Annotated in this window: 25 protein-coding genes and 1 riboswitch; of the genes, 5 read left to right on the plus strand and 20 right to left on the minus strand. The window is 34.2% G+C overall.

Annotation, left to right across the window (positions count from 1 at the left end):
* Window positions 1-15: 15 nt before the first annotated feature.
* The 3 genes from purK to J0J69_RS08440 all read right to left on the minus strand — a co-directional run bounded on the left by purK (window position 16) and on the right by J0J69_RS08440 (window position 3,555).
* Window positions 16-1,146, minus strand: coding sequence for a 5-(carboxyamino)imidazole ribonucleotide synthase (gene purK, locus J0J69_RS08430; protein WP_212724651.1), 1,131 nt, complete (start codon window positions 1,144-1,146; stop codon window positions 16-18).
* A complete protein-coding gene (gene purE, locus J0J69_RS08435; protein ID WP_212724657.1) occupies window positions 1,139-1,633 on the minus strand; it encodes a 5-(carboxyamino)imidazole ribonucleotide mutase in 495 nt (164 codons plus the stop codon). Before purE ends, purK begins: the two co-directional genes overlap by 8 nt.
* Window positions 1,634-1,893: 260 nt before the next feature.
* Window positions 1,894-3,555 (minus strand): formate--tetrahydrofolate ligase, encoded by a 1,662-nt coding sequence (locus J0J69_RS08440; protein ID WP_055276691.1) that lies wholly within the window; start codon window positions 3,553-3,555, stop codon window positions 1,894-1,896.
* 245 nt (window positions 3,556-3,800) lie between these two features.
* Window positions 3,801-3,901, minus strand: a riboswitch (purine riboswitch).
* A gap of 496 nt (window positions 3,902-4,397) precedes the next feature.
* Between J0J69_RS08440 and guaB the strand changes: the two genes are divergently transcribed.
* Complete coding sequence (gene guaB, locus J0J69_RS08445; protein WP_055242952.1) at window positions 4,398-5,873, plus strand: IMP dehydrogenase; 1,476 nt, start codon at window positions 4,398-4,400, stop codon at window positions 5,871-5,873.
* 396 nt (window positions 5,874-6,269) lie between these two features.
* On the opposite strand, the gene J0J69_RS08450 is transcribed toward guaB, so the two are convergent.
* The 12 genes from J0J69_RS08450 to J0J69_RS08505 form a co-directional block, all read right to left on the minus strand.
* On the minus strand, window positions 6,270-6,809 hold the full coding sequence (locus tag J0J69_RS08450) for a stage V sporulation T C-terminal domain-containing protein (protein ID WP_055242950.1): 540 nt from the start codon (window positions 6,807-6,809) through the stop codon (window positions 6,270-6,272).
* A gap of 58 nt (window positions 6,810-6,867) precedes the next feature.
* Window positions 6,868-10,398 (minus strand): transcription-repair coupling factor, encoded by a 3,531-nt coding sequence (mfd, locus tag J0J69_RS08455; RefSeq protein ID WP_055242948.1) that lies wholly within the window; start codon window positions 10,396-10,398, stop codon window positions 6,868-6,870.
* A 27-nt stretch (window positions 10,399-10,425) separates the two neighbouring features.
* Window positions 10,426-10,986, minus strand: coding sequence for an aminoacyl-tRNA hydrolase (gene pth / locus J0J69_RS08460; protein WP_055242946.1), 561 nt, complete (start codon window positions 10,984-10,986; stop codon window positions 10,426-10,428).
* 227 nt (window positions 10,987-11,213) lie between these two features.
* Window positions 11,214-12,188: a ribose-phosphate diphosphokinase gene (locus J0J69_RS08465; RefSeq protein ID WP_055242944.1), complete on the minus strand. Its 975-nt coding sequence runs from the start codon at window positions 12,186-12,188 to the stop codon at window positions 11,214-11,216.
* Window positions 12,189-12,305: 117 nt separating this feature from the next.
* Entirely contained in the window at window positions 12,306-13,673 is a 1,368-nt protein-coding gene (gene glmU / locus J0J69_RS08470) for a bifunctional UDP-N-acetylglucosamine diphosphorylase/glucosamine-1-phosphate N-acetyltransferase GlmU (protein WP_055242943.1), read from the minus strand.
* 262 nt (window positions 13,674-13,935) lie between these two features.
* On the minus strand, window positions 13,936-14,190 hold the full coding sequence (gene spoVG, locus J0J69_RS08475; RefSeq protein ID WP_055242941.1) for a septation regulator SpoVG: 255 nt from the start codon (window positions 14,188-14,190) through the stop codon (window positions 13,936-13,938).
* A gap of 215 nt (window positions 14,191-14,405) precedes the next feature.
* Entirely contained in the window at window positions 14,406-15,260 is an 855-nt protein-coding gene (gene ispE / locus J0J69_RS08480; protein ID WP_212724650.1) for a 4-(cytidine 5'-diphospho)-2-C-methyl-D-erythritol kinase, read from the minus strand.
* Window positions 15,261-15,356: 96 nt separating this feature from the next.
* On the minus strand, window positions 15,357-15,590 hold the full coding sequence (locus tag J0J69_RS08485) for a Veg family protein (RefSeq protein ID WP_055242938.1): 234 nt from the start codon (window positions 15,588-15,590) through the stop codon (window positions 15,357-15,359).
* A 111-nt stretch (window positions 15,591-15,701) separates the two neighbouring features.
* Window positions 15,702-16,514, minus strand: a complete 813-nt coding sequence (gene yabG, locus J0J69_RS08490) for a sporulation peptidase YabG (RefSeq protein ID WP_212724649.1) — start codon at window positions 16,512-16,514, stop codon at window positions 15,702-15,704.
* 89 nt (window positions 16,515-16,603) lie between these two features.
* Window positions 16,604-17,476 carry a 16S rRNA (adenine(1518)-N(6)/adenine(1519)-N(6))-dimethyltransferase RsmA gene (gene rsmA, locus J0J69_RS08495; RefSeq protein ID WP_212724648.1) on the minus strand — a complete coding sequence of 291 codons (873 nt, stop codon included), beginning with the start codon at window positions 17,474-17,476 and terminating at the stop codon, window positions 16,604-16,606.
* A 31-nt stretch (window positions 17,477-17,507) separates the two neighbouring features.
* Window positions 17,508-18,050 (minus strand): ribonuclease M5, encoded by a 543-nt coding sequence (gene rnmV, locus J0J69_RS08500; protein WP_055276683.1) that lies wholly within the window; start codon window positions 18,048-18,050, stop codon window positions 17,508-17,510.
* Window positions 18,051-18,080: 30 nt separating this feature from the next.
* On the minus strand, window positions 18,081-19,379 hold the full coding sequence (locus J0J69_RS08505; RefSeq protein WP_212724647.1) for an HD domain-containing protein: 1,299 nt from the start codon (window positions 19,377-19,379) through the stop codon (window positions 18,081-18,083).
* 211 nt (window positions 19,380-19,590) lie between these two features.
* Between J0J69_RS08505 and J0J69_RS08510 the strand changes: the two genes are divergently transcribed.
* Entirely contained in the window at window positions 19,591-19,914 is a 324-nt protein-coding gene (locus J0J69_RS08510; protein WP_212724646.1) for a hypothetical protein, read from the plus strand.
* Between the two features lie 99 nt (window positions 19,915-20,013).
* Here the strand turns inward: J0J69_RS08510 and J0J69_RS08515 are convergent, their stop codons facing one another.
* Together J0J69_RS08515 and pta are read right to left on the minus strand one after the other, a co-directional pair.
* A complete protein-coding gene (locus J0J69_RS08515; RefSeq protein ID WP_055242928.1) occupies window positions 20,014-20,265 on the minus strand; it encodes a YuzB family protein in 252 nt (83 codons plus the stop codon).
* A gap of 129 nt (window positions 20,266-20,394) precedes the next feature.
* The gene (pta, locus tag J0J69_RS08520; protein ID WP_212724645.1) at window positions 20,395-21,360 is read right to left on the minus strand and encodes a phosphate acetyltransferase; all 966 of its coding nucleotides are present in this window, start codon (window positions 21,358-21,360) and stop codon (window positions 20,395-20,397) included.
* A 144-nt stretch (window positions 21,361-21,504) separates the two neighbouring features.
* On the opposite strand from pta, the gene J0J69_RS08525 reads away from it, so the two are divergent.
* Both J0J69_RS08525 and gerQ read left to right on the plus strand, forming a co-directional pair.
* A complete protein-coding gene (locus tag J0J69_RS08525) occupies window positions 21,505-21,927 on the plus strand; it encodes a cell wall hydrolase (RefSeq protein WP_212724644.1) in 423 nt (140 codons plus the stop codon).
* A 24-nt stretch (window positions 21,928-21,951) separates the two neighbouring features.
* Window positions 21,952-22,665: a spore coat protein GerQ gene (gene gerQ / locus J0J69_RS08530; RefSeq protein WP_055305921.1), complete on the plus strand. Its 714-nt coding sequence runs from the start codon at window positions 21,952-21,954 to the stop codon at window positions 22,663-22,665.
* A 36-nt stretch (window positions 22,666-22,701) separates the two neighbouring features.
* On the opposite strand, the gene J0J69_RS08535 is transcribed toward gerQ, so the two are convergent.
* From J0J69_RS08535 to J0J69_RS08545, 3 genes are read right to left on the minus strand one after another with little or no spacing between them, the layout of a single operon-like run.
* Window positions 22,702-23,367, minus strand: a complete 666-nt coding sequence (locus tag J0J69_RS08535; RefSeq protein WP_212724643.1) for a uracil-DNA glycosylase — start codon at window positions 23,365-23,367, stop codon at window positions 22,702-22,704.
* A 59-nt stretch (window positions 23,368-23,426) separates the two neighbouring features.
* Window positions 23,427-24,197: an energy-coupling factor transporter transmembrane component T family protein gene (locus tag J0J69_RS08540; protein ID WP_212724642.1), complete on the minus strand. Its 771-nt coding sequence runs from the start codon at window positions 24,195-24,197 to the stop codon at window positions 23,427-23,429.
* A 13-nt stretch (window positions 24,198-24,210) separates the two neighbouring features.
* On the minus strand, window positions 24,211-24,759 hold the full coding sequence (locus J0J69_RS08545; RefSeq protein WP_055242915.1) for a Gx transporter family protein: 549 nt from the start codon (window positions 24,757-24,759) through the stop codon (window positions 24,211-24,213).
* Window positions 24,760-24,927: 168 nt separating this feature from the next.
* Between J0J69_RS08545 and J0J69_RS08550 the strand changes: the two genes are divergently transcribed.
* Window positions 24,928-25,347, plus strand: coding sequence for an HIT family protein (locus tag J0J69_RS08550; protein WP_212724641.1), 420 nt, complete (start codon window positions 24,928-24,930; stop codon window positions 25,345-25,347).
* Window positions 25,348-25,394: the final 47 nt, after the last annotated feature.

Consider the following 25,394-nt stretch of genomic DNA (forward strand, 5'->3'; position numbering starts at 1 on the left):
TCTCATCCTCATCCTTTACTTTGGAAAATTAATTAAAAACTGATTAACTGTTTCTTCTAACTTTGTTTCAAAATCGTTCATGAATGTTAAATGCCCAACTTTTCGATTGGCTCGCATCTCCTCTTTCCCATAAAGGTGAAGCTTTGCATCTGAAAATTCAGGTTTTGTCCACATATTTAACGTATATTCGACATGTTGACCAAGTAAATTCACCATGATTGCTGGCTGAATTAAGGTTGGCTTGATGAGCGGTAACCCACAAACTGCGCGAATATGTTGTTCAAATTGTGATACATTGCATGCATCGATGGTGTAATGTCCTGAGTTATGTGGTCGTGGTGCTAGTTCGTTGATGATAATGTCATCTTCGACAACAAACATTTCAATAGCTAATGTTCCGACAAAATCTAATTTTTCAATTAATGTTGCTGCAACTTCTTCTGCTTTTTTTGCTAAATTAGCATCAATTCTTGCAGGAACGATACTTAAATGAAGAATCTGATTTTGATGAATGTTTTCAACAACTGGGAACGTTTCAACCTGATCGTTTGTCCCTCGAGTGACGATGACTGAGATTTCTTTTGTAAATGGTACAAATCCTTCTAAAATACAGTTTTGGTTTTCTACAACAGAATGAACATTTTCTAAATCAGAATCTGATTTTAATGTCCATTGGCCTTTTCCGTCATACCCACCACTTACTGTTTTTAAGATACTAGGATATCCAATCTTTTTAATAGCATTTTTTAAGTCATTAAAGTTATCTACTTTTTCAAATGGTGCTGTTTTAAAACCACAGTTATTAATTGATGTTTTTTCAATGTAGCGATGTTGTGTCATTGCAAGTGGTCGATATCCTTGTGGAATATAACCAGCTGATGCTAATTTTTCCACGACATGACTATCGATATTTTCAAATTCGTAAGTGACAACGTCGCTTACGGCTAATAATTGTGTTAAAGCTTCTTCACTGTCATAAGGTGCATTAATTTCTAGGTCTGCTACTTGTGCAAGTGGTCCCAAAGCAGCAGGCTCTAATACTGCTACTTTGTATCCCATTTGCTTTGCTGATATGGCCATCATGCGTCCAAGCTGACCGCCACCAATGATTCCGATTGTTGAAGGAGGTAAGATAAGATTAGTCATTAAGATCACTATCCTTTAACACGGTATCTGTCATCATTTGTCGGTACTCATCAAGTTTTGTTGCTATGCTATCGTAAGATGTACTTAACATGGAAGCGGCAAGTAATCCTGCGTTTTTAGCCCCTGCTTTTCCGATAGCAACTGTTGCAACTGGAATTCCTCCTGGCATTTGAACGATTGACAAAAGTGAATCCATTCCATTTAATGCTCTGGATTGAACTGGAACACCAATGACTGGAAGGGTTGTTTTTGCTGCAACCATTCCAGGTAAATGAGCGGCTCCACCAGCTCCAGCAACGATAACCTTAATTCCTCGCTCACGAGCAAGTTCAGCATATTCGAACATTTTATCTGGTGTCCGATGTGCTGACACCACATTTGCTTCATATGAGATTTGCAACTCATCTAAAATTGCCATTGTTTCTTGCATCGTTTCTAAGTCAGATTTACTTCCCATGATGATTCCGACTAATGGTTTTTCTGAGATTTCATAAATTCTCTCCACGATCGTGTCCTCCCCTATATTTATCTTTTCTATCCTTATAATATATAAAACTAAGGTGACAATTAAGCACACGTAACCCTAAAGGGGAACTAACGACTATGCAAAATTAAATTTTACAAGTCACCGTAAAAGTCAAAATTCGTTGTCATTGATACTACTTTTGTATCAGAGTACAATGAAGAGACTTTATAGAGCGATTGTCACTCAAAGCTAGATTGTGTAAAAGACTAAAGGCGAAGTTTTTAGAATAATCCTACACATTCACCTTCTGGTGTTACATCCATTTTTAATGCAGCTGGTTGTTTTGGAAGTCCTGGCATTGTTAAAACATTTCCTGTTAAGCAAACGATAAACCCTGCTCCAGCTGAGATACGGATTTCACGAATAGTGATATCAAAATCTGTTGGACGGCCTAATACTTTTGGATCATCACTTAAAGATACTGGCGTTTTTGCCATACATACTAAGAAGTCTTCATATCCTAATTCTTTAATTGTTTCAAGTTGAGCTTGTGCTTGTTCTGTATAAATAACATCACGCGCCCCGTATACTTTTTGAGCAATTGTTAAGATTTTATCTTCTAATTTATCTTCACGGTTATATAAATGACCGAATGTTTGATTATTGTTTTCAATTAATTCAATCACGCGGTTCGCTAATTCTTTTGCTCCTGCTCCACCGTTTAACCAAACATTTGCGATTTCACATGGATGATTGTTATCTTCACACCATGTTTTTAAGAAATTAAGTTCTGCTTCTGTATCATGTGTGAATTGGTTAATTGCCACGACGTAAGGTAAATTAAATTGTTGAATTGAATCAATGTGTTTCGCTAAGTTTTCAACACCTTTTGCTAATGCTTCAACGTTCTCTTCTTTTAAGTTATCGTACTCAACTCCACCATGCATTTTTAACGCGCGGATTGTTGCAACAATAACAACACAATCAGGTGTTAAATTTCCTTCACGACATTTAATATTTAAGAATTTCTCTGCTCCTAAATCTGCTCCAAATCCTGCTTCAGTCACCACATATTCTCCAAGTTTTAAGGCTGTTTTTGTTGCAATGATTGAGTTACATCCATGAGCAATATTCGCAAATGGGCCACCATGTACGATAGCTGGTGTATGTTCACATGTTTGAACTAAGTTTGGTTTAAGTGCATCTTTTAATAGCATCGTGATTGCACCTTGGATTTTTAAGTCTTTAACAAAGACCGGTTGATCCTCAGGTGTGTATGCCACGATAATGTTTCCGATACGTTGTTTTAAGTCTTCAAGGCTTGTTGCTAAGCAAAGAATTGCCATGATTTCAGAAGCAACTGTAATGTTGAATCCATCTTTACGTTCGATTCCATTAACATGCGAACCTTGTCCAATCGTAATGTCGCGTAAGGTACGATCATTTAAATCTAAACAACGTTTGAAGACGATTTTTGTTGGATCAACGTTACATTCATTTCCTTGGTAGATGTGATTATCAAGTAAGGCACAGATCGCATTGTTCGCTGTTGTGATTGCATGAATATCTCCTGTGAAATGTAAGTTTAAATCCTCCATTGGTAGAACTTGTGAGTACCCTCCACCAGCTGCTCCACCTTTAAGTCCCATAACTGGGCCAAGTGACGGTTCGCGTAAAGCAATAACCGATTGTTTTCCAACGTGGTAGAAACCTTGTCCTAACCCAACTGTCATCGTTGTTTTTCCTTCACCTGCTTTAGTTGGACTAATTGCCGTAACTAAGATCAATTTTCCATTTTCTTTTTCACTGTTCATGACACTTAAGTCAATTTTTGCTTTATATTTACCGTAGCACTCAATCTCATCTGAGATATTTAATTGCTCTGCAATTTCAGTAATTGGTTTTAATTCAATTTCTTTAGCAATTTGTAAATCATTTTTCATTAAGATCGCTCCTTTTTTATATCCTCATTGATTCTCTACTAAGTATTCTGTTTAGATTGATTACTCGGGATACACTATACCATGATATAACGTTTGAAGCATAAATAAAAGGCACCTTTAGAACAGTGACTAAAGGTGCTAATAACATTCTGTAAAGTTATGGAAGTACTTTTTGTTAAATTGAGTCGAATTTTGTACTTTTTATCTCATTTTAACGGTTAATATACCCCATTGTACTTAACTGATCTTATTTGTGCAACCTTCATAGTCCCTATATTTACGGCAAGGGGTAGAAACTTTCGAACCTTATTATCGATGATATATGAATGTTGTGATTTTCATTTGACTTGTTTCATTTGTGAAAAAACTTGTAAAAAAAAACATATGCGCTAGTAAAAACACTTAACTCATACGTTTAACTTTTTTATCACAAATATGAAATTGTAGGCATAAAAATGTCGCAAATTGCTTCTTCTCTTGTTGAATATCCATGCGCTTCATTTTGATGTCCTCCTACAAAATTAACCATTTAATTTCAAAATATTTACAATTGAATTATAAACTAACCAAATCCAAATATCAACAACATTTGTAAATTTTAGATAAATTTAATTTAAAATATAAACTATATTCTTATTTATGAAAATTGAATTTAAAATATAACATTGTTATTTTATTTTTTGAGGAATCTTAAATATTGTCGTATTTTTTGGTGTTGCAACCTTTTATGAGTTATGCTATCATGTTTACAACTAAAAACGGGCTAATTCATATTCCCTCTTGAATCATATGCCCTTTAAGGACAGAAAATAACTATAATTATAACTAAAGGAGGACACGCCATGAACTTATTAAACGGTAAAGTGGTTTCTACAGGATTAACATTTGATGATGTTTTATTAATCCCTCAACGTAGTGAAGTATTACCAAAGGATGTATGCTTAAAAACAAAATTAACACGTGGAATCGAATTAAATATTCCAATCATTTCATCTGCAATGGACACAGTAACTGAATCACGCTTAGCTATTGCGCTTGCTCATCAAGGTGGAGTTGGATTTATTCATAAAAATATGTCAATTGAGGAACAAGCTGAAGAAGTTCGTCGTGTTAAATTATATCAAAATGGTATGATTTCAGATCCTGTTACATTATCAGGAGATATCACTATTGCGGAAGCAAACGATAAATGCAAACACTATAAAGTATCTGGATTCCCAGTTGTTGATGAAAATGGTGTGTTAACTGGAATTATCACTAACCGTGATATGAAATACCGCGTTGATCAAAGTGTAAAAGTTTGTGATGTTATGACTGGACGCGATAAGTTAATCACTGCTCCTGTAGGAATCACATTAGATGAAGCAAAAGAAATCTTAATGCAACACCGTATTGAAAAACTTCCTATCATCAATGAAGAAGGTGTATTATGCGGATTAATTACAATCAAAGATATTGATAAAACAATGTCATATCCAAATAGTTGTAAAGATACTCAAGGGCGTTTACGTTGTGGAGCTGCCGTTGGAATTGGTGCAGATACACTAGCTCGCGTGACTGCTTTAGTTGAAGCAGGTGTTGACGTCATCACAGTTGACTCAGCTCACGGGCACTCTTTAGGTGTTATTAATACAGTTCGTCAGATTAAGGAAACATTCCCAGAATTACAAGTTATCGGTGGAAACATTGTTACTCCAGAAGCAGCAAAAGATTTAATCGATGCTGGAGCTGATGCAGTTAAAGTTGGTATCGGACCAGGTTCTATCTGTACAACTCGTGTTGTTGCTGGTGTAGGTGTTCCTCAAATTACAGCGGTTAATGATGTCTATGAATACTGTAAAACAGTTGGTGTTCCAGTTATTGCTGACGGTGGATTAAAATTAAGTGGAGACTTTGTTAAAGCAATTGCTGCTGGGGCTGATTGCGCAATGTTCGGTGGTTTATTCGCTGGATGTGAAGAAGCTCCAGGTGAAGAAATTTTATTTAATGGACGCCGTTACAAAACTTACGTTGGAATGGGATCTTTAGCTGCAATGAAACGTGGTTCAAGTGATCGTTACTTCCAAGGAAAACAACAAGAAGCTAAAAAATTAGTTCCTGAAGGAATTGAAGCCCGCGTCCCTTACAAAGGAAAATTAGAAGATGTAATCTATCAATTATGTGGCGGTTTACGTGCCGGAATGGGTTACTGTGGAACAGCTACAATTGAAGACTTAAAAACAAACGGTAAATTTGTACGTATTACAAATGCAGGTCTTCGTGAATCTCATCCACATGATGTTGAAATCACTCAAGAAGCTCCAAACTACCAAAAATAATAAAAAAGTGTAACTTCGGTTACACTTTTTTATTTGAGTTTAAATTTAATTTAACTAAATTTTATCATAAAATTTGATGAAATTTGATAAGGAATAGGTGACTTCAAAACCATGAATTATATTTCGCCATGTATGTATAAATCAATTAATAGTATCCTTCATACGAATGGATAATAACATAAATAATTTTTAGCTATCCTCTAAAATAATATCCTTGAATATAATATTGACTTAACTTAATTATTATCATCCTTATCCACAGATCACAAAAAAAACTTTACACTGAGTACCGGTTGGTATCAATAAATTTATTATGAACAAGATTTTGTAACACAGCTAAAATAAAAAAGATACTTATTCACTCAATTGTGGATAAGTATCTTTTTTGTTTTCAAATTAACCTTCTAAGTATTTACCTAAGAATGATGTTGCGATTTTAGCACTGTTAATATCTAATTCATTAACTAATTCATCTTCTTCAGTTCCTACTAAAATAACTGCACCTAAGCTATCTCCATTTGAGATAATTGGAATCATTACGAATGAACGCTCAGTTGTTTCACCATCAACGATTTCTAAAACTTCTTTTCCTTCAGCGATTTTAGATGTACGATTTTCAATCATGTCGCTTAATGGACGGCTAACACGACGGTTTAAATATTGTTTTTTAATTTCTCCAGAAGCTGCAATAATATCTTCACGGTCTACAATTAAAATACCTTTTTTAGTAGATGCTTGCATTGCATCAGCGTATTGTTGTGCAAATGCAGAAATGTCAGCGATTGGAGAATATTTTTTTAATACAACCTCTCCTGATTGATTAACGAAAATTTCTAAAGAATCCCCTTCGCGAATACGCATCGTTCTACGAATTTCTTTTGGGATTACAACACGACCTAAGTCATCTATACGACGAACAACTCCAGTTGCTTTCATCTTTCTCAAAACCTCACTTTCAAATTATCTAACATTAGTTTTTATGTTTTTTAATAAATTATACCTTTTTTACATCTTTTTTGAATCTTTCGAAATTTTTAAATAAATCTAATGCATATTCGAACCATTGTAACCTTTTAACAACTGGTAAATCAAAAATAATATTTATTCGATTATCCTTATACGCCAGACGAATCATAGAACCGATCTTGTGAACAGCTTCAAATAATTTCTGTCCATCAATATCTTGTGTAATTTCTTCCTTTAATATGAATTCTATCGTATTTTTAGTCGATTTTGTTTTTTCAATATATGGTTCGGTTATATTCTTTAAAAAGGTCAGATCAATTAAATATTTAACATCATCAGGGAAATCACCAAAACGGTCAATTAATTCATCGATAACGTCTTTATATTCTTCATCATTAGTAACTTTTTTAATTTTTTGATAAATTTCAATTTTGGTCGATTCATCACTGATATAAAAATCAGGTATGTACGCATCAACTTTCGTTGGAAAGTCAAATTCTAATTTTGGTAATTCAAATGAAGCGACTTCAAAATTGCTACCTTCTCTTGCGTGAACTACTGCTTCACTTAACAATTGAGTATATAAATCCAGTCCAACTGTATCTATAAATCCATATTGTTGTGCTCCTAACATATCTCCAGCTCCACGTATTGCTAAGTCACGCATGGCAATCTTGAATCCTGAACCAAGTTCAGTAAATTCTTTAATTGTTTGTAGCCTTTTTTCAGCATTTTCAGTTAATACTTTATTTCTAGGATACATGCAGTAAGCATAAGCAATACGATCACTTCTTCCGACGCGACCTCTTAGCTGATATAGTTGTGATAAGCCTAATCGATACGAATCTGAGATAATCAGAGTGTTCGCATTTGGTATATCAATCCCTGTTTCAATAATAGTGGTACAAACTAAGACATTAAATTTCTTTTCTTCGAAATCCGCCATCGTTTGTTCAAGTTGTTCTTTACTCATTTGTCCATGAGCATATTCAACCACTGCATCCGGCACTAACTTTTGTATTCTTGCCGCTCTTTTCTCTATATCTGATACTCTATTATATAAATAGAATACTTGTCCATCCCTAGCCAATTCACGTTCGATTGCATCACGAATTACTCCATCATGTTCTTCCAGTACATAAGTTTGTACCGGATAGCGATTCATTGGTGGAGTCTCAATCAATGATAAACTTCGAATACCAATCATCGACATTTGTAATGTCCTTGGAATTGGTGTTGCAGTAAGCGTTAAGACGTCAACTTCAGTTTTAAACTCTTTGATTTTCTCTTTATGTTCAACCCCGAAGCGTTGTTCTTCATCGATAATTAAAAGTCCTAAATCTTTAAAGATTACATCTTTTGATAAAATTCGATGCGTTCCGACAACGATATTTATTTTACCACTTTTTATATTTGTTAGCAATTCCTGTTGTTCTTTTATTGACACATAACGATTAAGTAATCCAATTTTTACATCAAAATCCTTAAAACGTGCCACAAATGACTCATAATGTTGCTTAGAAAGAATTGTTGTTGGTGCTAAATAGGCAACTTGCTTCCCATCCTGGACTGCTTTAAATGCAGCGCGCATCGCTACTTCCGTCTTTCCGTATCCAACATCTCCGATTAATAAACGATCCATTGGATGTGGCGCTTCCATATCTTCTTTAATCTCAGCCACAGCCCTTAGCTGATCATCTGTTTCAACATATGGGAAGGCATTTTCAAACGCATGTTGCTCAATCGTGTCTTTTGAGAATGCGTAACCAGGTAAATGCTCGCGTTTAGCATAAATTTTGATTAATTTATCTGCAATATCTTTAACCGTTTTCTTAACTTTTGCCTTCGTTTTCTCCCATTCCGATGTTCCTAGTTTGTGGATTTTCGGTTTTGCCCCCTCTGATCCTACATATTTTTGAACCATCTCAATTTTGTCGATTGGAACATATAGTTTATCGCCTCCGCGATAAGCAATCATTAAGAAATCTTTACGGGCACCATTTGTTTCTAATGTCTCAATCCCAATATACTGTCCAATTCCGTGTTGAACATGAACCACATAGTCTCCGAGCTTAAGCTCATTATAGTCTTTAATCTTCTTACCTTCTTTAAAATTACTTTTATAAGCTGTTTGTTTTTTTCGTTTTGTATGAACCTCATAATCCGTATAAACAACAATATTCGGTTCTAATAGTTCAAAACCTAATGGTAATCGCTCATAGACAAGATGGATCGAACCTTCTCTAATTTCATCGATCGTCGTTGGGAATGCAACAGTCACTCCTGATTCTTCTAAATAATTGGCTAAGTTATTACGTGCCTCCACACTTGAAACTGTGACAAAGACTGTAACCCCATTTTCTTTGAGTCGTTTACACTCTTTCGCAAAAAATTCAAGTTGTCCATGAAACTCAGTAACACTCTTAGTCATTAGCTTAACGTGTTCTGTCAACTTGATTTCTTGTAATGAACTCGTATGTTCAAGTAAAAATAGCTGTCTAGAGACTTTTGTTTGAGTAATTGGATGATATAAATTTAAATCAACGACTGTTTTTCCATTTTCGATGGCTCCTTCTTGCCAGGCTAATGCATCTTCATTCATATGCTCTTGATTCTCTAAAATACGATTGTAATCAATATAGATTACCAATGGATCATCGAAATAAGATAGCAATGTATCTGGTTTTTCATACAATAATGAAATATATTTATGCATGACCTCTAAATCTTGATGATTTTTAATCTTTTCTATATCACCATAGATTCTAGCATATAAATTATCACGTGTTTCCCCTTCAACAAGTGGTGCCGTTTTTGTTAAGCGTTCTTTAATATTTTTTTCAAAACGCTCAACTTGCTCGTCTGAATAAACAAGTTCAAATGTTGGAACGAGAGCTGCCTTTTCAACTTTATTAATCGAACGTTGAGTTTCTGTTGAAAAATAACGAATTGTATCAATTTCATCATCAAAGAATTCAATACGAATTGGATTCTCTTCTGTCATCGGAAAAACATCTAAGATTCCGCCTCGAACACTAAATTCACCCATATGCTCAACAGCACGAACCGATTGATAACCTAACTCAACTAATTTACGTTTTAGTTCATCAAGTTCGTAAGTTCCACCAACCTCTAATTGAATATCGGCTTGTTTAAAAATCTCTTTTGGTGTTAAGAATCGTGTCGCACCAGCAACATGTGTTACAACGATTTTATTTTGATTTTCAATTATTGAAGCTAGTGTATTCATTCGTTCGATACGTAACTCAGAACTTGAAGCAAGCATCTCAGCTGTTATAAATTCATCCATAGGAAAAAGACGGACTGAATTCATGTCCATCAAATCAATGAGTTGATCATACAAACGCTGAGCGTGATATAAATTTTGCATCATAATGATCATCGGTCGTTTTTTATTTTCGAAAATCATTTGTAATAATGGTGCATAAAAAGAAGTTGTAACCCCGCTTAATAAAACATTTTGATTATCCTTATCTAATGTATTCATCAAAGTTTGAAGTTGTTCAGACTTTGAAATATACTGATTCATCACATTCATTCAAACACCCACCTTCTGTGACAAGTCCTATTTACTATACTCAGTCATCACTTTATTAAATGATTCTGTTAATGCCATTTCACAAGCTTTTACTGATAAATCAATCGCCTGATTGACAAGTGCTAACTCATCTTCTGTAAATTTTCCTAACACATAATCCACTACTGGAATTTTGGGATGGCGATCGATTCCCACACGAATACGTTTAAATTCTTGTGTTTTAGTGTGTGCGATTAATGACTTAATTCCATTATGGCCACCTGCACTTCCTTTTAAACGCATTCGAATCTTTCCGTGTGGTAAATCTAAATCATCATAGATGACAATTAAATCTTCGATATCAACATCATAAAAATCCATAACTGCACGAACTGACTCTCCAGATAAGTTCATGAAAGTTGTTGGTTTCAATAATATAACCTTTTCACCTTTAACAACTCCACGCCCAATCTCACCTTTAAATTTTTTTTCTTCTGATAAATCAATATTCCATGCTTTGCTTAATTCATCAATAACCATAAATCCAGCATTATGGCGTGTTCTTTCATATTTTGAACCTGGGTTTCCCAGACCTACAAACAATTTCATAAAATTTCACCTCATTCAGAGTTTAAATAACATATCCTATTTTACAGTAATCGCATACGTTTTACCAATATTTCTTCTAGTATTTGAGTGGTTTTCTTTTTAATGGAATACGTTTTAAAAAAAGAGACATTTCACTTTATTTTCTGCTAAATTAAACAGATTTATTGCAAGTAAATAAAAAAAAGCGAAGCTAAATGTTAAGCTTCGCTTTTTTGATTTTAAAATAATTAGAAATTGTATAAATCACGATTGTAAACGAATAAATCCGAAACTGGTTCGTCATTTAAGATATGTAAAATACCTTCCGCTAATAATTCACCAACTGATAATTGTGTAATTTTAGGGCTTCGTTTTTCTTCTGGCAGATTAATTGTATTTGTTGTGACTAATTCTTTGATTGCTGAGTTTTCGATACGCTCAACCGCAGGTCCTGAAAGAATTGGATGCGTACATGCTGCATAAACAGATAATGCTCCACGCTCTTTTAATGCATTTGCTGCAATTTGAATTGTTCCTGCTGTATCAATCATATCGTCAATGATGATGGCATGTTTACCTTCAACTTCACCGATTAATCCCATAACCTCTGCAACGTTTGGTTTTGGACGACGTTTATCGATAATAGCAATAGGTGCATTTAAGTACTCAGCTAATACACGAGCACGAGTTGCTCCTCCATGATCTGGTGAAACAACAACGATATCTTCTAAGTTTTTATCAATGAAATATTTTGCAATAATTGGCATTGCACGAAAATCATCGATTGGAATATCGAAGAATCCTTGAATTTGTGTTGCGTGTAAATCCATCGTCATCACGCGTGTTGCTCCCGCTGCCTCAATTAAGTTAGCTACTAACTTAGCTGTAATTGGCTGACGAGCTTTTGCTTTACGATCTTGACGTGAATAACCATAATAAGGCATGATCACGTTAATTGTTTTCGCTGATGCACGTTTAAGTGCATCGATCATTACTAAAAGTTCCATTAAATTTTCATTAACTGGATTATGTGTTGGCTGAACAACGAATACATGGTGTCCACGAACAGTTTCGTTAATGTTAACTTGTACTTCTCCATCGGCAAATCGGTTAACTGTTAAATCAGATAATGGTACTCCGATACGATCTGCAATTTCTTGCGCTAATGGTCGATTAGCATTTAAACTAAAAATTTTAAACTTCTTACGATTAATTTCTGCCATGATGATTTAACCTCCTAGAATAAACACACTTCAGACAGTATTTTACACAATTTCTTATTTTTTTTCAATTATTTCAGTAAATGTTTAAGACATATTACCAATTTTTAAATTTTTTTACTATTTTTGACGAATAACTTTTGCATATCCTTCTTTATTTTCCTGTTTTGAACGAGCAATAGCTAAAGCATCTTCTGGTACATTTTTAGTAATTGTTGATCCCGCTGCTAAATAAGCATTCGGTTCCACTGTAACTGGCGCTACTAAGTTGACATTACATCCAACCATGGTATTTGCACCAATGACTGTTTTATGTTTGTTCTTTCCATCGTAATTAACAGTAATTGATCCACAACCCATATTGACATTTTCACCAAGTTCAGCATCTCCAATATAACTTAAGTGTGCTGATTTTGCTCCATCTTTAAACACAGATTTTTTAATTTCTACGAAATTTCCAATACGAGCTTTATTTCCGATTTCAGCATGCATGCGAATATGTGCGAATGGTCCTACTGTTGTCGAAGCTCCAATTATTGAATCAGAGATAACTGACGCGTTAATTGTCGTATGCTCTCCAATTGTTGAATTAATAATTTGAGAATTCGCTCCAATAACTACATTGTTCGCAATAATGGATGGACCTGTAATCATCGTTCCTGGATAGATAATAACATCTTGTCCAATTTGTACGTCTGTTCCGATATATGTCGCTTCAGGATCAATGATTGTCACTCCATTGCGCATATGGAATTCATTGATGCGTTTACGTAATACTTTTTCAGCATAAGCTAATTGGACACGATCATTAACCCCTAATGTTTCTTCAAAATCTTCATTCACATACGCGACTACTTTTAATCCCATATCACGAATGATTCCAACTAAGTCTGTTAAATAGTATTCCCCTTGTGAGTTATTATTTGTGATTTTTGTTAAAGCTTCAAATAATACTTTATTATCATAGCAGCAAACACCTGTATTAATTTCTTTTACAAGCAATTCTTCCGTATTTGCGTCTTTTTGTTCAACAATACGTAACACATTTCCTTCTTCATCACGAATGATACGTCCATATCCTGTCGGATTATCAGTGCACGCCGTTAAAATAGTAATAGCTGCTTTTTGTGATTGATGATAGTCAAATAAATTAGAGATTGTTTGTTCTGTTAAAAGTGGAACATCTCCATAGGTAACAATCGTTACTCCATCTAATCCTTCTAATAATTCTTTCGTCATCATGACCGCATGACCAGTTCCTAATTGTTCAGTTTGCATCGCATATTCAACACGATCTTGTAATTCAGCACGAACTGATTCAGCTTCATAACCAATAACAGTTACAATTTTATCTACCCCAATTTTTTCTAAATTTGTAACTGCATGATCAACCATCGATTTCCCTAATACTTGATGTAGTACCTTATGTAAACTCGACTTCATACGAGTTCCTTTTCCTGCCGCTAATACAACCGCATACTTGTTCATAACAATCCTCCGTTATTTTGTCTTATTTCTTTTAGTATAGCATACTTCAACCTTTCATCAAATTTAATTTTTATGAGATATCCTTGAGCAAGACTGACATTTCAATTTTTCTCTTCAAGATACAAATAAAAGAAGCTGACACCCTAAAGGATGGCAGCTTCTTACTTGATGCCTTTTCGTGAAGTTTATTATATTTATCATAAATCGATTATTTAATCGTGTTTAATCTAGATTAATTAAACTCCCCTAATTTTAAAAATGACTATTCTGCTTCTTCGTAAGCTTTAATGACAAATTGCTCTAACTCTTTACGTGTATCATGATTGATTGGATGTGCAATGTCTTTAAACTCCCCTGTTGATGTCTTACGACTTGGCATTGCTACAAATAAGTGTTCATCCCCTTGAATGACACGTAAGTCATGAATGACAAAACAATCATCTAAAGTAATAGATGCGATAGCTTTCATTCTGTTGTCTGTCTCTACTTTACGAATTCTTACATCTGTAATATTCATTCTTTCTCATCCTCCTAAGTTGTCCTGATCTCACATTTAATATACCATTTTTTGTAAGCACTTTTATGTCATTTTTGTGTTCTCTGTCATTTTTTACAATTATATACATTTTTTTGTTAGAATTCAAGACATTTATGTTGTTTACTCTAATTTACTACTTTTAGATAAATAAAAAAGCACCTTAATCAACTCTAGGATTAAGATACTTTTAATGGTCACCCAATTAATCGAACTGCATGAACTTCATGCTCTCTAAAACATCCATTAATACTGTTTATAATTCGTCGTAATTTATACTCTTTACGTACTAGCGCAAAAACTGTCGGTCCGCTACCGCTCATTAATACAGCATCTGCTCCAAACTGGACAAGTTTATTTTTAATCTCAGCAACCACTGGATAACGTTCTAATGTGACTTCTTCAAGTGAATTTCCTAAGCGATCACAAATTCCTTGATAGTCTTTATTGTCAATGCACTTTAACATTCCCTCAATATCTAAATGCTCAACTTGGTTAGCGTCTAACGCTTCATAAATTTCTTTGGTTGATACGCCAATTCGTGGCTTGATTAAAATGACCCAACATTTTGGGGGAGATGGAATTGGTTGAATGATTTCCCCACGACCTGTTGCTATCGCTGTTCCTCCATAAACACAAAACGGTACATCTGATCCTAGCTGTGCCCCTAGTTCAGCCAATTCGTCTATTGTACAATCTACTTTCCAAAGTTCTTTTAATGCTTTTAGTGTTGCGGCAGCGTTACTACTTCCACCTGCTAATCCTGCTGCAACTGGAATTCGCTTTTTAATATAGATTTCAACACCTTTATCAATATTAAAATGTTGCTTAAAAAGTTGGGCGGCTTGATACGCCAAGTTTTTTTCATTAAGTGGCATTGTGAACTCATTTGATTTAATTACAATTTCATTCTTTTCAAGGGGAGTGACCGTAATATAGTCTGCTAAGTCGACAGTTGTCATAATCATTTCAACTTCATGATAATTATCTTTACGTTTATAGAGCGTATCGAGTGCTAAATTTATTTTTGCTGGAGCTTTAATTGTTATCATAGCCATTCCTCCAATCAGTATGACTTTATTTTATCATATGACTTTATTTAATTATACAAAAAAAGTAGTAAACAATGTTGACTACTTTTTTTAATATTAATTAAACTTTAATTCAACTGATCCAGTTAAAACATCAATATAGCTATAAGAAACACGATCAACTGAATCGCGTTCGCTATCTAAATCAATTACAAAAATAGAAGGATACGTATTAGATAAAACACCTGTATGCTCAACCACACGGTTACGACTTTCATAGGCAGTAAGCTTTACTTCCTTACCTACTTGTTCACTTAACTCTTGACGAATATTAACAATATTATTAGCCAAAACATCACGCCCTTTCTATTATAAAGCATACCACAAAAAGAAAAAATTTTCAATATTATTATGTGCTAAACACTTGAAATTATGCATTAACAATGATAAAATTAAATATTTTTACAATTTTCTGATACCATAACGAAGGGTTCCCTTCGTTTGAAGCCCTCCAATACCAGCAATTTTTGCAATAGTTTTCTCAATCGCTTCTCGTAAATCAACTTGTTCTTCATACGGAGTTAACGCGATTGTGGCGGCAATAATCGCGGGATCCAGTGCATGAATATTAATTCGTTTAGGAGATGACGCAAAATTTGCACCTGAACCAATCAATGCTTCAAAATGTGATTGGCAAGCGCCCGCAATGACAATTAAATAGTCCAAAGAAGGCTCTATCTCACGTAAAGCATTAACCGTTTCAACAAAATATTTAGAACTTCGATAAGAATTTAAATCGTCTTCGTGTTCTTTATCTTCTAGGGCATCATGACCAGTAATCACCACGATATTCGGTCTTAATCTCTTGACCAATTCTGGCACTTTAGTCTTCATCTCTTTTTCTGGAACGGCAAAAGCTTGCGCATAAACTTTTGCATATTTATATAACTTTATACTCTTCTGGAGATACTCTTCATCTCCATCAATATGTAAGATTCGTCCACTAATATAAAAATCACCATTATCATAACTACGCATTTGATTCATAACAGGTGGTAAGATTGTCCGATATTGATCAAATTCGACTTGTTCAGCCCGTTGATATTCTTCACGTGAAATGATTTCTAAATCACTAATAGGAGCATCAGCGGTCAGTCTAAAAAAGATCCCTTTCAAATAAACTGTATCACCTACTATTTCTTCAATTCGGAACATTGTATCAGAGTTATACGAACGTCGTCCAACAATATCTCCTACTTTGACTTCCTGACTCATCCTCATCACCTCACGTTATTATATGCAATCCCTAAAAAATCGGTACATAAAAAAAGAAGGCCTTCTTATGATAGAAGACCTTCTTTTTATTACTTATTTAAATGTTGATAAAATGTATTTGATAATTTCGCAAATTCTTCGATTGATAATGATTCTCCACGACGATTTGGTAATATCCCAGCTTCTTCTAAAATAGCTGTGACCTCTTCCTTCGTTAAATCTGCGAAGTGTTGATTTAGGTTGTTTTGTAATGTTTTACGGCGTTGTTTAAAAGCTCCGTGAACCACTTCCATAAAGAAGTCTTCGTTAATCACTTCAACCGCTGGTTGCTCACGTCTTGTTAAATGAACAACTGCACTATCGACATTTGGTGCTGGAATAAAGACTGTTTTTGGAACTGTTAAAGCGATTTTTGCTTCTGTATAGTATTGAACCGCAATTGACAATGCATTATAGTCTTTTGACCCTGGTTTCGCAGATAAGCGCTCCGCTACTTCTTTTTGCATCATCGTCACATAACGATCGATTGGTAATTTCTTCTCAATTAATCCCATTAAAATTGGCGTTGTAATATAATATGGTAAATTTGCAACAACTGCAATTTCTTTTACATCTTTGAATTCCTCTTCAATCATAGAAGCCACATCAGCTTTTAAAATATCTTGATGAATCACCTTTACATTATCATAAGGGGCTAATGTTTCAGCTAAGATTGGAATTAAGCGAGGATCAATCTCATAAGCGACAACTTTTTTCGCTTTACGAGCAATGAATTCTGTTAACGCTCCAATACCAGGACCGATTTCGATGACTCCAACTTCATCTGTTAAATCAGCCGCATTCACGATTTTATTTAAAATGTTAGTATCCGTTAAAAAGTTTTGTCCGAAACTCTTTTTAAAAGTAAATCCATGTCTTTCAATGATTTCTTTTGTGTTCGACTTTGTTGCAATATCTCTCATATATTAAATAGCTCCTTTATTTTAAACAATTCTAGTTTGAGTCAGTTAAGACATCTACAACTTGTTGTTTCGTAATCCCAAACATCATTAGACGTTTTTGAAGTTGTTTACCATTCACATAGCCAATTCCTAAGGCTTCACTCAGCTTCTCACGAATCTTTGCACTATTTGGATGACCGATGAGTCCAAAATCAAATAAGAACTGTGTTTCAATTTCCTCAATGACCGCTTCTTTTGGCGTCACTAAATTACCTAATGCCGCTTTAATCGCTTCATCACTCGCATGTTCAACACCAACCCCACTTCCATTTTTAGCAATGGCATCAACTTTTTGTAAATAGGCATGTTTACAATTTGGAACAGCCTGCATAACGGTCTGGCGAATTTTATTTCCCGGAAAATCAGGATCAGTAAAAACAATAATCCCACGACTCATTTGAAGTGTTGTAATTTGCTCTAATATTTTCTCATTAATGGCTGAGCCATTCGTTTCTAACGTCTCAATTTCAGGATAGACTTCTTTTAGACGTCGGGTATCGTCGCGACCTTCTACGACAATAACTTCTTTAAACATATTTTTTTCCTCAATTTCTTTTATAAAATTTTATTGAACATTCTCATGTAATAATTCTAGAATTCTTTGTTTCGCTTCCCCATCTGGACTTAATCGAATTAAATCTAATGGGAAATAAACTTTATGTTCTTGTTTTGGTTTGACCGCAATAATTCCTTTAATGATGGTTGATACTTCAGAGATTTCTTGAATTGATCCATCACGCATCAATAATTCAATACAGTCTGGTAAACAATTCGTTTTATGTCCATAGTAATCGTATGGTGTTTTGACGCTATGATCAGTTAATAAATAATAGTCTGGATTAATACCTAATTCAATCATATATTCTTTCACTTGCTTTAGCTTTTCATTGGTTTCATCATTTGGTGTATAGTGCACCTCTTTTAATAATCGACGATTAATAAAACGATCGGCGAAATCACGTAAAATCTCATCTTCCTCATCGGTAAATAAAGAGGCATAATAACTAATTGTTGAATCATCAAATTTTAAATATGTTTCAACTGAAGGATCTTCCTCTAAAAATAAATCTTTTAGTGCTCCCAGTGGACGTTTAAATTCATAGCCAGAAAAAATCAATTCACGAACACGACGAAGCATATTTTGAATAACTAAGTCAAAACTTCGACCGGTTGAGTGTAAATAGACCTGCCAGTACATCTGATAACGACTCATTAAATAATCTTCAATCGCATGCATTCCTGACACTTTGTACACAATTTTATTATTAACAACACGCATCGTTCTTAGAATTCGCTCAACATCAATTTCTCCATACGGAGCCCCCGTAAAATAAGCATCACGAAGTAAATAATCTAAGCGATCAGCATCTAATTGACTTGAGATAATACTAATAATTAATGGATTCGGATATGTTTTATTAATCACATCTCGAACTTTCGTAGCAAATCCTTTTTGATAGGCTTCTAATACTCGATTCACTTCCGTGTTTTCCATAATAATGCGTTCTGTAAATAGCTCATGGCGTACACTAAAAACAGATTCAAATGAATGTGAAAAAGGACCATGACCTAAATCATGAAGTAACGCAGCTGATAAAACTAGTAAACGTTCATCTTCACTTAATATCGTTCCACGATGCATTAATGCTCGAATAATTTTTCGTGCCATTTCATACACACCTAATGAATGTGAAAAACGGCTATGTTCTGCCGTATGGAAAACCATATACGTTCCACCCAACTGTTTAATACGGCGTAATCGTTGCACCTCTTTTGTTTGAATTAAATCCCAAATTAATTGATCATAAACATGAACATATCCATATACCGGATCTCTAAATACTTTTTCTTCTAACTTTGTCATTCGCATCACCATCTATATACCATCATTATTTTTAAAAATAATGTAAAAATCTTGATTTCTTACATTATAAGTATACCACATTCTTGACAGACTTGAACTAACACGACAAAACGTTTCCTAAATATTAAAAATAATCTATACCTTTTTGAAATAATATCATATAAATATGTTATAATACCAATATGATAACGTTTTTAAAGGGCGTGGTTCTATGTGTTTGAAAACAAGAGATTACTTCATTAATGATCAAGTGTCTTTCTTAAAGCATCATCAACTTTTTTCCATGATGATTTGTGAAATCTATGACCTTCTCACCCTTCATCAACCTGAACCTTTAAGCATTGAGCAAATTTTTCAACAATTAACCCCTTTTCTAAAAGCTCGCATTCGATTTGTGATAAAAAACGAACCACAGGCGCTAATCTTATTTAAAAATGAACTCGATATAGTTTCCTATATGGCTAATTTACTAGCTAATAAAACATTTAAAATCCATCACTTTGGAAATGAATACTATTATCTTGGTGAATCATAATTAATTGATCATATTTTTATCTTTTACTACTTTTATGCACTTAACACAAAAAAGGACAAGAAAGTCGATTATTTTGACTCCTTGTCCTTTTCTTATTCTTTATTTTCCTAAGAATTCTTTTACTTTTTGGATTAACTCATCTTCATTTTCCGCTAAAATTGGCTTATTATTAACGAAAACAAAAGAACGATCACGACCTGGTCCACAATATGACTGGCATCCTTGATAAATTTTCGCTTTTGGGTCAATCGCTTTTAAGCGTGGTAATAATGTATTTAAATTTGTTGCTTTACATTTATCACAAACGCGGAACTCATTTGGTTCTGCAAATAAATCATCTAAATTAAACATCGATTACACCTTCCCTTTTCTAAAATTTTTGAAGTGTATCTCTATAAAAGTTTATAAAAAAATGAGCTTTCTGTCAATGAAAACACAAAGCTCATCTCTCTCTCATTTATTTAAAAAATAACTTTATTTCTATAATAATGTTTGGTTAGCCGTGATGATTGCTGTTCCGTAAACATCTTCTGGAGAACATCCACGTGATAAATCATTAACTGGTTTATTTAATCCAGCTAAGATTGGTCCTACTGCTTCAAATCCACCTAAACGTTGAGCAATTTTATATCCGATGTTTCCTGAGTTTAAATCAGGGAATACGAATACATTGGCTTGTCCTGCTACTTTAGAATCTTTAACTTTTGTTTTTGCTACTGCTGGAACAAAGGCAGCATCAAATTGTAACTCTCCATCATAATCGAAATCTAATTCCATTCCGTTTAAGATTTCCATTGCTTCTGTTACTTTTTTAGTTTCTTCAGTTTTAGCTGAACCTTTTGTTGAGAAGCTTAATAAGGCAACTTTTGGTTCAATATCAAACATACGTGCAACACGTGCTGATTCAATGGCGAATTCTGCTAAATCACTGCTTGATGGGTTTGGATTGATCGCGCAGTCAGCAAAGATATAACGCTCATCTCCACGTAACATAGCAAAGTATCCAAATGTTTTAGAGATTCCTGGTTTTGTTTTAATAATTTGTAAGGCTGGACGTACCGTGTCTCCAGTTGAGTGAATAGCACCTGAAACTAAACCTGCCGCTAATCCCATGTGTACTAACATCGTTCCGAAGTAATTCACGTTTAAGACTAATTCACGTGCTTGCTCTTCAGTTACTTTTCCTTTACGAACAGCAACTAATTCAGTAACCATTTCATCTAATTTGTTATAATGTTTTGGATCAATAATTTCGCATCCTTCTAGTGAATAGGTTCCAGCAGCAGCTTGTACTTCCTCAATTGATCCAATTAAAATTGGTTTTAACATGTTTTCGCGTGCTAACAAACTAGCAGCTTGAACAACGCGTGGTTCGTTACCCTCTGGGAAAACGATGCGAATATTTTTTCCAATGATTTGGTTTTTTAAACTTGTCATGATATCCATTGAAATTACCACCTTTAATGTTTTTGTTACTTTTATTGTACTCTTTTTTCCATAAAAATAAAAGGTTAATACCTTTTATTTTTTAAAATAATTTATTCATGTTTCGTCAATCTCAACCATATGATGAAACGAGAGGTGATTATCATGGGAGTTGTTCAAGCAACCCAAAAAGATGTTGAATTACTTGCCCGACTCATGCGTGCTGAAGCCGAAAGCGATGGAAATATGGGGATGTTACTTGTGGGTAATGTTTGCGTGAATCGTGTCTTAGCTAATTGTCACGATTTTAAAAACATTAATACCATTCAACAAATGGTCTTTCAGTCGCCTGGGGGATTTGAAGCCGTACAATTTGATTACTTCTATCAACGCGCAAGAGATAATGAAATTAGGCTAGCGCGAAGGGTCATTAATGGAGAGCGATTTGAACCTGCGACAACGGCATTATGGTTCTACGATCCTTTCCAACCAAGTTGTCCGCCTCAGTTTTGGGGACAATGGAATTCAGGTCGATATGGAGATCACTGCTTCTATATCCCACTTGAATCCGAACACTGTTATGACTAATTGTAATTTGAAAGGAGAGACATTATGAATTATTATTACTCGTATCCTTATGGAGGACCTGTTCCAAATCCAAGCGATCCATACTGGAGATATCAACAAGCAAATCCAATGGGAGGAAGTTACTCTAATGTAAACCCAAATACAGTGGAACCACCATTTCCAGCAGGGGCCCCAATTACACCACAAACGCCAACTGAACCTGGACAAGGAATGACTGGACCATCAGTAAGTGGTGTAACATTTGGAGGATTTGAAGTTCCAGTAGGAAATGTGATCTCAATGGCACAAGGTAACAGTTACGTAAGTAATATTCTAAGACTTAATCGTGGGAAGTTAGCTACCGTTTATATGACATTCAGTGGTAATGATGCAGCAACTGCTCGACGTACTTTTGTCGGAATTATTGAATCGGCAGGACGCGACCATATCGTTTTAAGTGATCCAAACACAGGTCATCGTTTCATTTTATTAACTGTTTATTTAGATTATGTTGAATTCCCAGAAGAAATCAACTACTACTATCCACTCGATAATACACTTAATATGGTGGATCCTGACTTATTTGAAAAATTCCCTTCTTTAGGGGCACTTTATAACTATCAAAAACAACAAGACGAACTTTATAAGCAAAAGTATCCATACTATAACCAACTTCCTGAAAGCTTTACTCACCAACAAATTCAACAATCAAATAACTATATGCCTCAACCACCTTATGGTAATTCAGAACAATTTTAAGCAAAAAAGCATCTCTACAAAAAAGAGATGCTTTTTTTAATTTAATGACCAGTCAATCGGATTCAATCCTTTTGAAGCTAAGAATTCATTAGTCTTTGAAAAAGGAGCACTTCCAAAAAATCCACGACGAGCAGATAATGGCGAAGGATGGGCTGATTCAATCACAAAATGCTTATTTAAATCAATCAGCTTTTTCTTACTTTGGGCGTGTTTCCCCCATAAAATAAAGACAATCGGTGTTGGTTTTTCATTTAAATAGCGTAGAACCGCATCCGTAAAGGTCTCCCATCCCATTCCAACATGTGACATCGGTTGACCTTCTTTGACTGTTAACGTCGTATTCAGTAATAAAACGCCTTGTTTCGCCCACTTACTTAAATCTCCGCTACTTGGATACTCACATTTGATATCCTCCACTAACTCATTAAAAATATTACGCAAAGAAGGTGGCAGCTTTGTTCTTGCTTCAACTGAAAAGCTTAGACCATTCGCTTGATTTGGACCATGATAAGGATCTTGTCCTAAAATCACGACCTTGACTTCTGAATACGGGGTTAACTGGAAGGCATGAAACACTTCATTTTTTGGAGGATAAACGACTTCCGTCTCGTATTGTTGATGTAATTGATTAAAAAGCTCCTTCATATACGGCTGTTCAAATTCTTGTTTTAAAATTAAATCCCAATCATTATGAATAAACATCTTATAATCACCCTTTCATTTATTTTAAAAGAAAAGAACCTGTTAACAGGTTCTGCGACTTACAGCAAAATAATACCGACTAACGTAATAATTCCACTTGCTAAAATAACAGTATCTTTCATTTTCCATGTTAAATGATAAATCGAAGTACGACGTTGACCGACAATATATCCTCGACATTCCATCGCATCCATCATCATGGTTAATCGTTTAATTGTATTTGAGATCGCCGGAATAATAATAGCCATTAGTTTTGATAATTTTTCTTGTAATGAGATCTCACTAAAATCTAATCCTCGAGATTGTTGAGCACTATAAATGAGCTTCACCTCATCTAAAATCATCGGAATTAAACGAATCGCTAAACTTGTCATAAAAGCAAACTGTTCCATAGACTGGCCTTTAATCAAGGCTTTTGCTCCTGCGACAAGTTCACTTGGAGCGGTTGTAAAAGTTAGTAGCGCACCCATGAATACGAATAACATCATTTTTGCGGTGTAGAATATTCCTAACATCAATCCGTCTAATGTGACCTGAAGAAATCCAATTTGAAATAATGTCTTTGTGCCTTCTGTTAAGGTGAAGAACACGATAAAAAATAAATACATATATTTAAGAAACATTGCTTGCTTCAAATAAAAAGAAAATGGAATTTTACTTAAATATAAGAACATGAATATTAAACAAGCGGCAAGTAAAAGTTGTATCCATCTTGAAATACAAATCATCATGATGATATTAAGAACCATCATTAATAATTTAGCACGTGAATCAAGTGAATGATAAAATGATGGAACACTAATATATCTTCCAAGCCATAACTTTTTCATACAATTCTCCTCATTAGTTATTTAATTTATAGTGATTTCGAAATAATTGAAATTCATTTAAACGAGACATAACTAATTTTGCAACTAATCCAATAACAACTCCCGTTAAAAGTCCTATTGGAAGTAAAAACATCATGTAATATGCAATGGCCTTAGTTTTAATTAAAATCATAGCTACTATAATTTGACCAATATTATGCATGACCCCACCAATCATACTAATCCCAATTAAACTAATCTTCTCTTTTAATACTTTAAAGGCTGATACCATGCAAATATAACTCAATAAAGCACCTACAAAACCATAAGCAAACATAGAAAATGTTCCAAGCAATAACGTTGTTAAAAATGTTTTTAACATAATAACAAAAAACATATCTTTAACATCTAAATAATACAACCCAATCACAATCATAATATTAGCTAATCCTAGTTTCATTCCTGGAATCGGTAATTTAATAGGGATCATCGATTCAATAATTCCTAATACAATGGCTAATGCCCCAATCAAAATAACTAACATCATTTTTTCTAAGTTTTCACGATTTTTTTTTTGATTCAACGTCTAAAACCTCCCACCTAACATTAAAATCTATTATATCATGAGGAGCAAATCAAAAAACACCTTTTCTCGACAGAATGTTAGCACTTTAAAACTCTGTTAATATTTGATAAAATTATGTCATTCAAGAGTTAAGAACGATTTCAATAACTGATAGGAGGAACTCTAATGAAACAATGTATCTTCTGTAAAATTATTAATAAAGAAATTCCAGGACATATTTTATTTGAAAATGAGCATGTCTTAGCCTTCTTAGATATCTCTCAAACAACAAAAGGTCATACATTAGTTATCCCTAAAAACCATGTGAAAGATGTTTTTTCAATGACTGAAGAAGATATGGCACATGTTTTCTCAGTTGTTCCAAAGATTGCAAATGCATTAAAAACAACCTTTAATGCGGATGGAATGAACATTGTCAACAACAATAAACCTGTAGCGGGACAAACGGTCTTCCATTATCACGTTCACTTAATTCCTCGCTATACGTTTGAAGATTCATTTGATGTCAAATATACAAATAACATGTCTAATTATACACCAGAGACATTAGCGGCATTAAAAGAAGAAATCTTAACAAACTTATAAGAATTCTAACATTTGTATATTTATTCTAATCCTTGGAATACTAATGA

Source organism: Turicibacter bilis (assembly GCF_024499055.1).
In the GTDB taxonomy this organism is placed as follows: Bacteria; Bacillota_I; Bacilli_A; order MOL361; family Turicibacteraceae; genus Turicibacter; species Turicibacter bilis.

Bases quoted from the DNA above. Each gene is read 5' to 3' on its own strand.
- J0J69_RS08505 (WP_212724647.1), bottom strand. From the start codon at position 19,379: ATGACAAAGTTAGAAGAAAAAGTATTTAGAGATCCGGTATATGGATAT.
- rsmA (WP_212724648.1), bottom strand. From the start codon at position 17,476: ATGAGAGATATTGCAACAAAGTCGAACACAAAAGAAATCATTGAAAGA.
- J0J69_RS08450 (WP_055242950.1), bottom strand. From the start codon at position 6,809: ATGAAAGCAACTGGAGTTGTTCGTCGTATAGATGACTTAGGTCGTGTT.
- purK (WP_212724651.1), bottom strand. From the start codon at position 1,146: ATGACTAATCTTATCTTACCTCCTTCAACAATCGGAATCATTGGTGGC.
- J0J69_RS08440 (WP_055276691.1), bottom strand. From the start codon at position 3,555: ATGAAAAATGATTTACAAATTGCTAAAGAAATTGAATTAAAACCAATT.
- J0J69_RS08515 (WP_055242928.1), bottom strand. From the start codon at position 20,265: ATGTTTAATTTAGATGATTTATTTGCAGAACCAAATGAGTTCCGCGTT.
- ispE (WP_212724650.1), bottom strand. From the start codon at position 15,260: ATGATAACAATTAAAGCTCCAGCAAAAATAAATTTAGCACTCGATACG.
- rnmV (WP_055276683.1), bottom strand. From the start codon at position 18,050: ATGTTTAAAGAAGTTATTGTCGTAGAAGGTCGCGACGATACCCGACGT.
- yabG (WP_212724649.1), bottom strand. From the start codon at position 16,514: ATGAGTCAGGAAGTCAAAGTAGGAGATATTGTTGGACGACGTTCGTAT.
- J0J69_RS08465 (WP_055242944.1), bottom strand. From the start codon at position 12,188: ATGGCAGAAATTAATCGTAAGAAGTTTAAAATTTTTAGTTTAAATGCT.
- mfd (WP_055242948.1), bottom strand. From the start codon at position 10,398: ATGAATGTGATGAATCAGTATATTTCAAAGTCTGAACAACTTCAAACT.
- J0J69_RS08525 (WP_212724644.1), top strand. From the start codon at position 21,505: ATGGGAGTTGTTCAAGCAACCCAAAAAGATGTTGAATTACTTGCCCGA.
- pth (WP_055242946.1), bottom strand. From the start codon at position 10,986: ATGAAATTGTTTGTAGGTCTGGGAAACCCAGGTTCAAAATATGAAAGA.
- J0J69_RS08535 (WP_212724643.1), bottom strand. From the start codon at position 23,367: ATGTTTATTCATAATGATTGGGATTTAATTTTAAAACAAGAATTTGAA.
- guaB (WP_055242952.1), top strand. From the start codon at position 4,398: ATGAACTTATTAAACGGTAAAGTGGTTTCTACAGGATTAACATTTGAT.
- glmU (WP_055242943.1), bottom strand. From the start codon at position 13,673: ATGAACAAGTATGCGGTTGTATTAGCGGCAGGAAAAGGAACTCGTATG.
- pta (WP_212724645.1), bottom strand. From the start codon at position 21,360: ATGGATATCATGACAAGTTTAAAAAACCAAATCATTGGAAAAAATATT.
- J0J69_RS08540 (WP_212724642.1), bottom strand. From the start codon at position 24,197: ATGAAAAAGTTATGGCTTGGAAGATATATTAGTGTTCCATCATTTTAT.
- J0J69_RS08510 (WP_212724646.1), top strand. From the start codon at position 19,591: ATGTGTTTGAAAACAAGAGATTACTTCATTAATGATCAAGTGTCTTTC.
- J0J69_RS08550 (WP_212724641.1), top strand. From the start codon at position 24,928: ATGAAACAATGTATCTTCTGTAAAATTATTAATAAAGAAATTCCAGGA.
- spoVG (WP_055242941.1), bottom strand. From the start codon at position 14,190: ATGAATATTACAGATGTAAGAATTCGTAAAGTAGAGACAGACAACAGA.
- gerQ (WP_055305921.1), top strand. From the start codon at position 21,952: ATGAATTATTATTACTCGTATCCTTATGGAGGACCTGTTCCAAATCCA.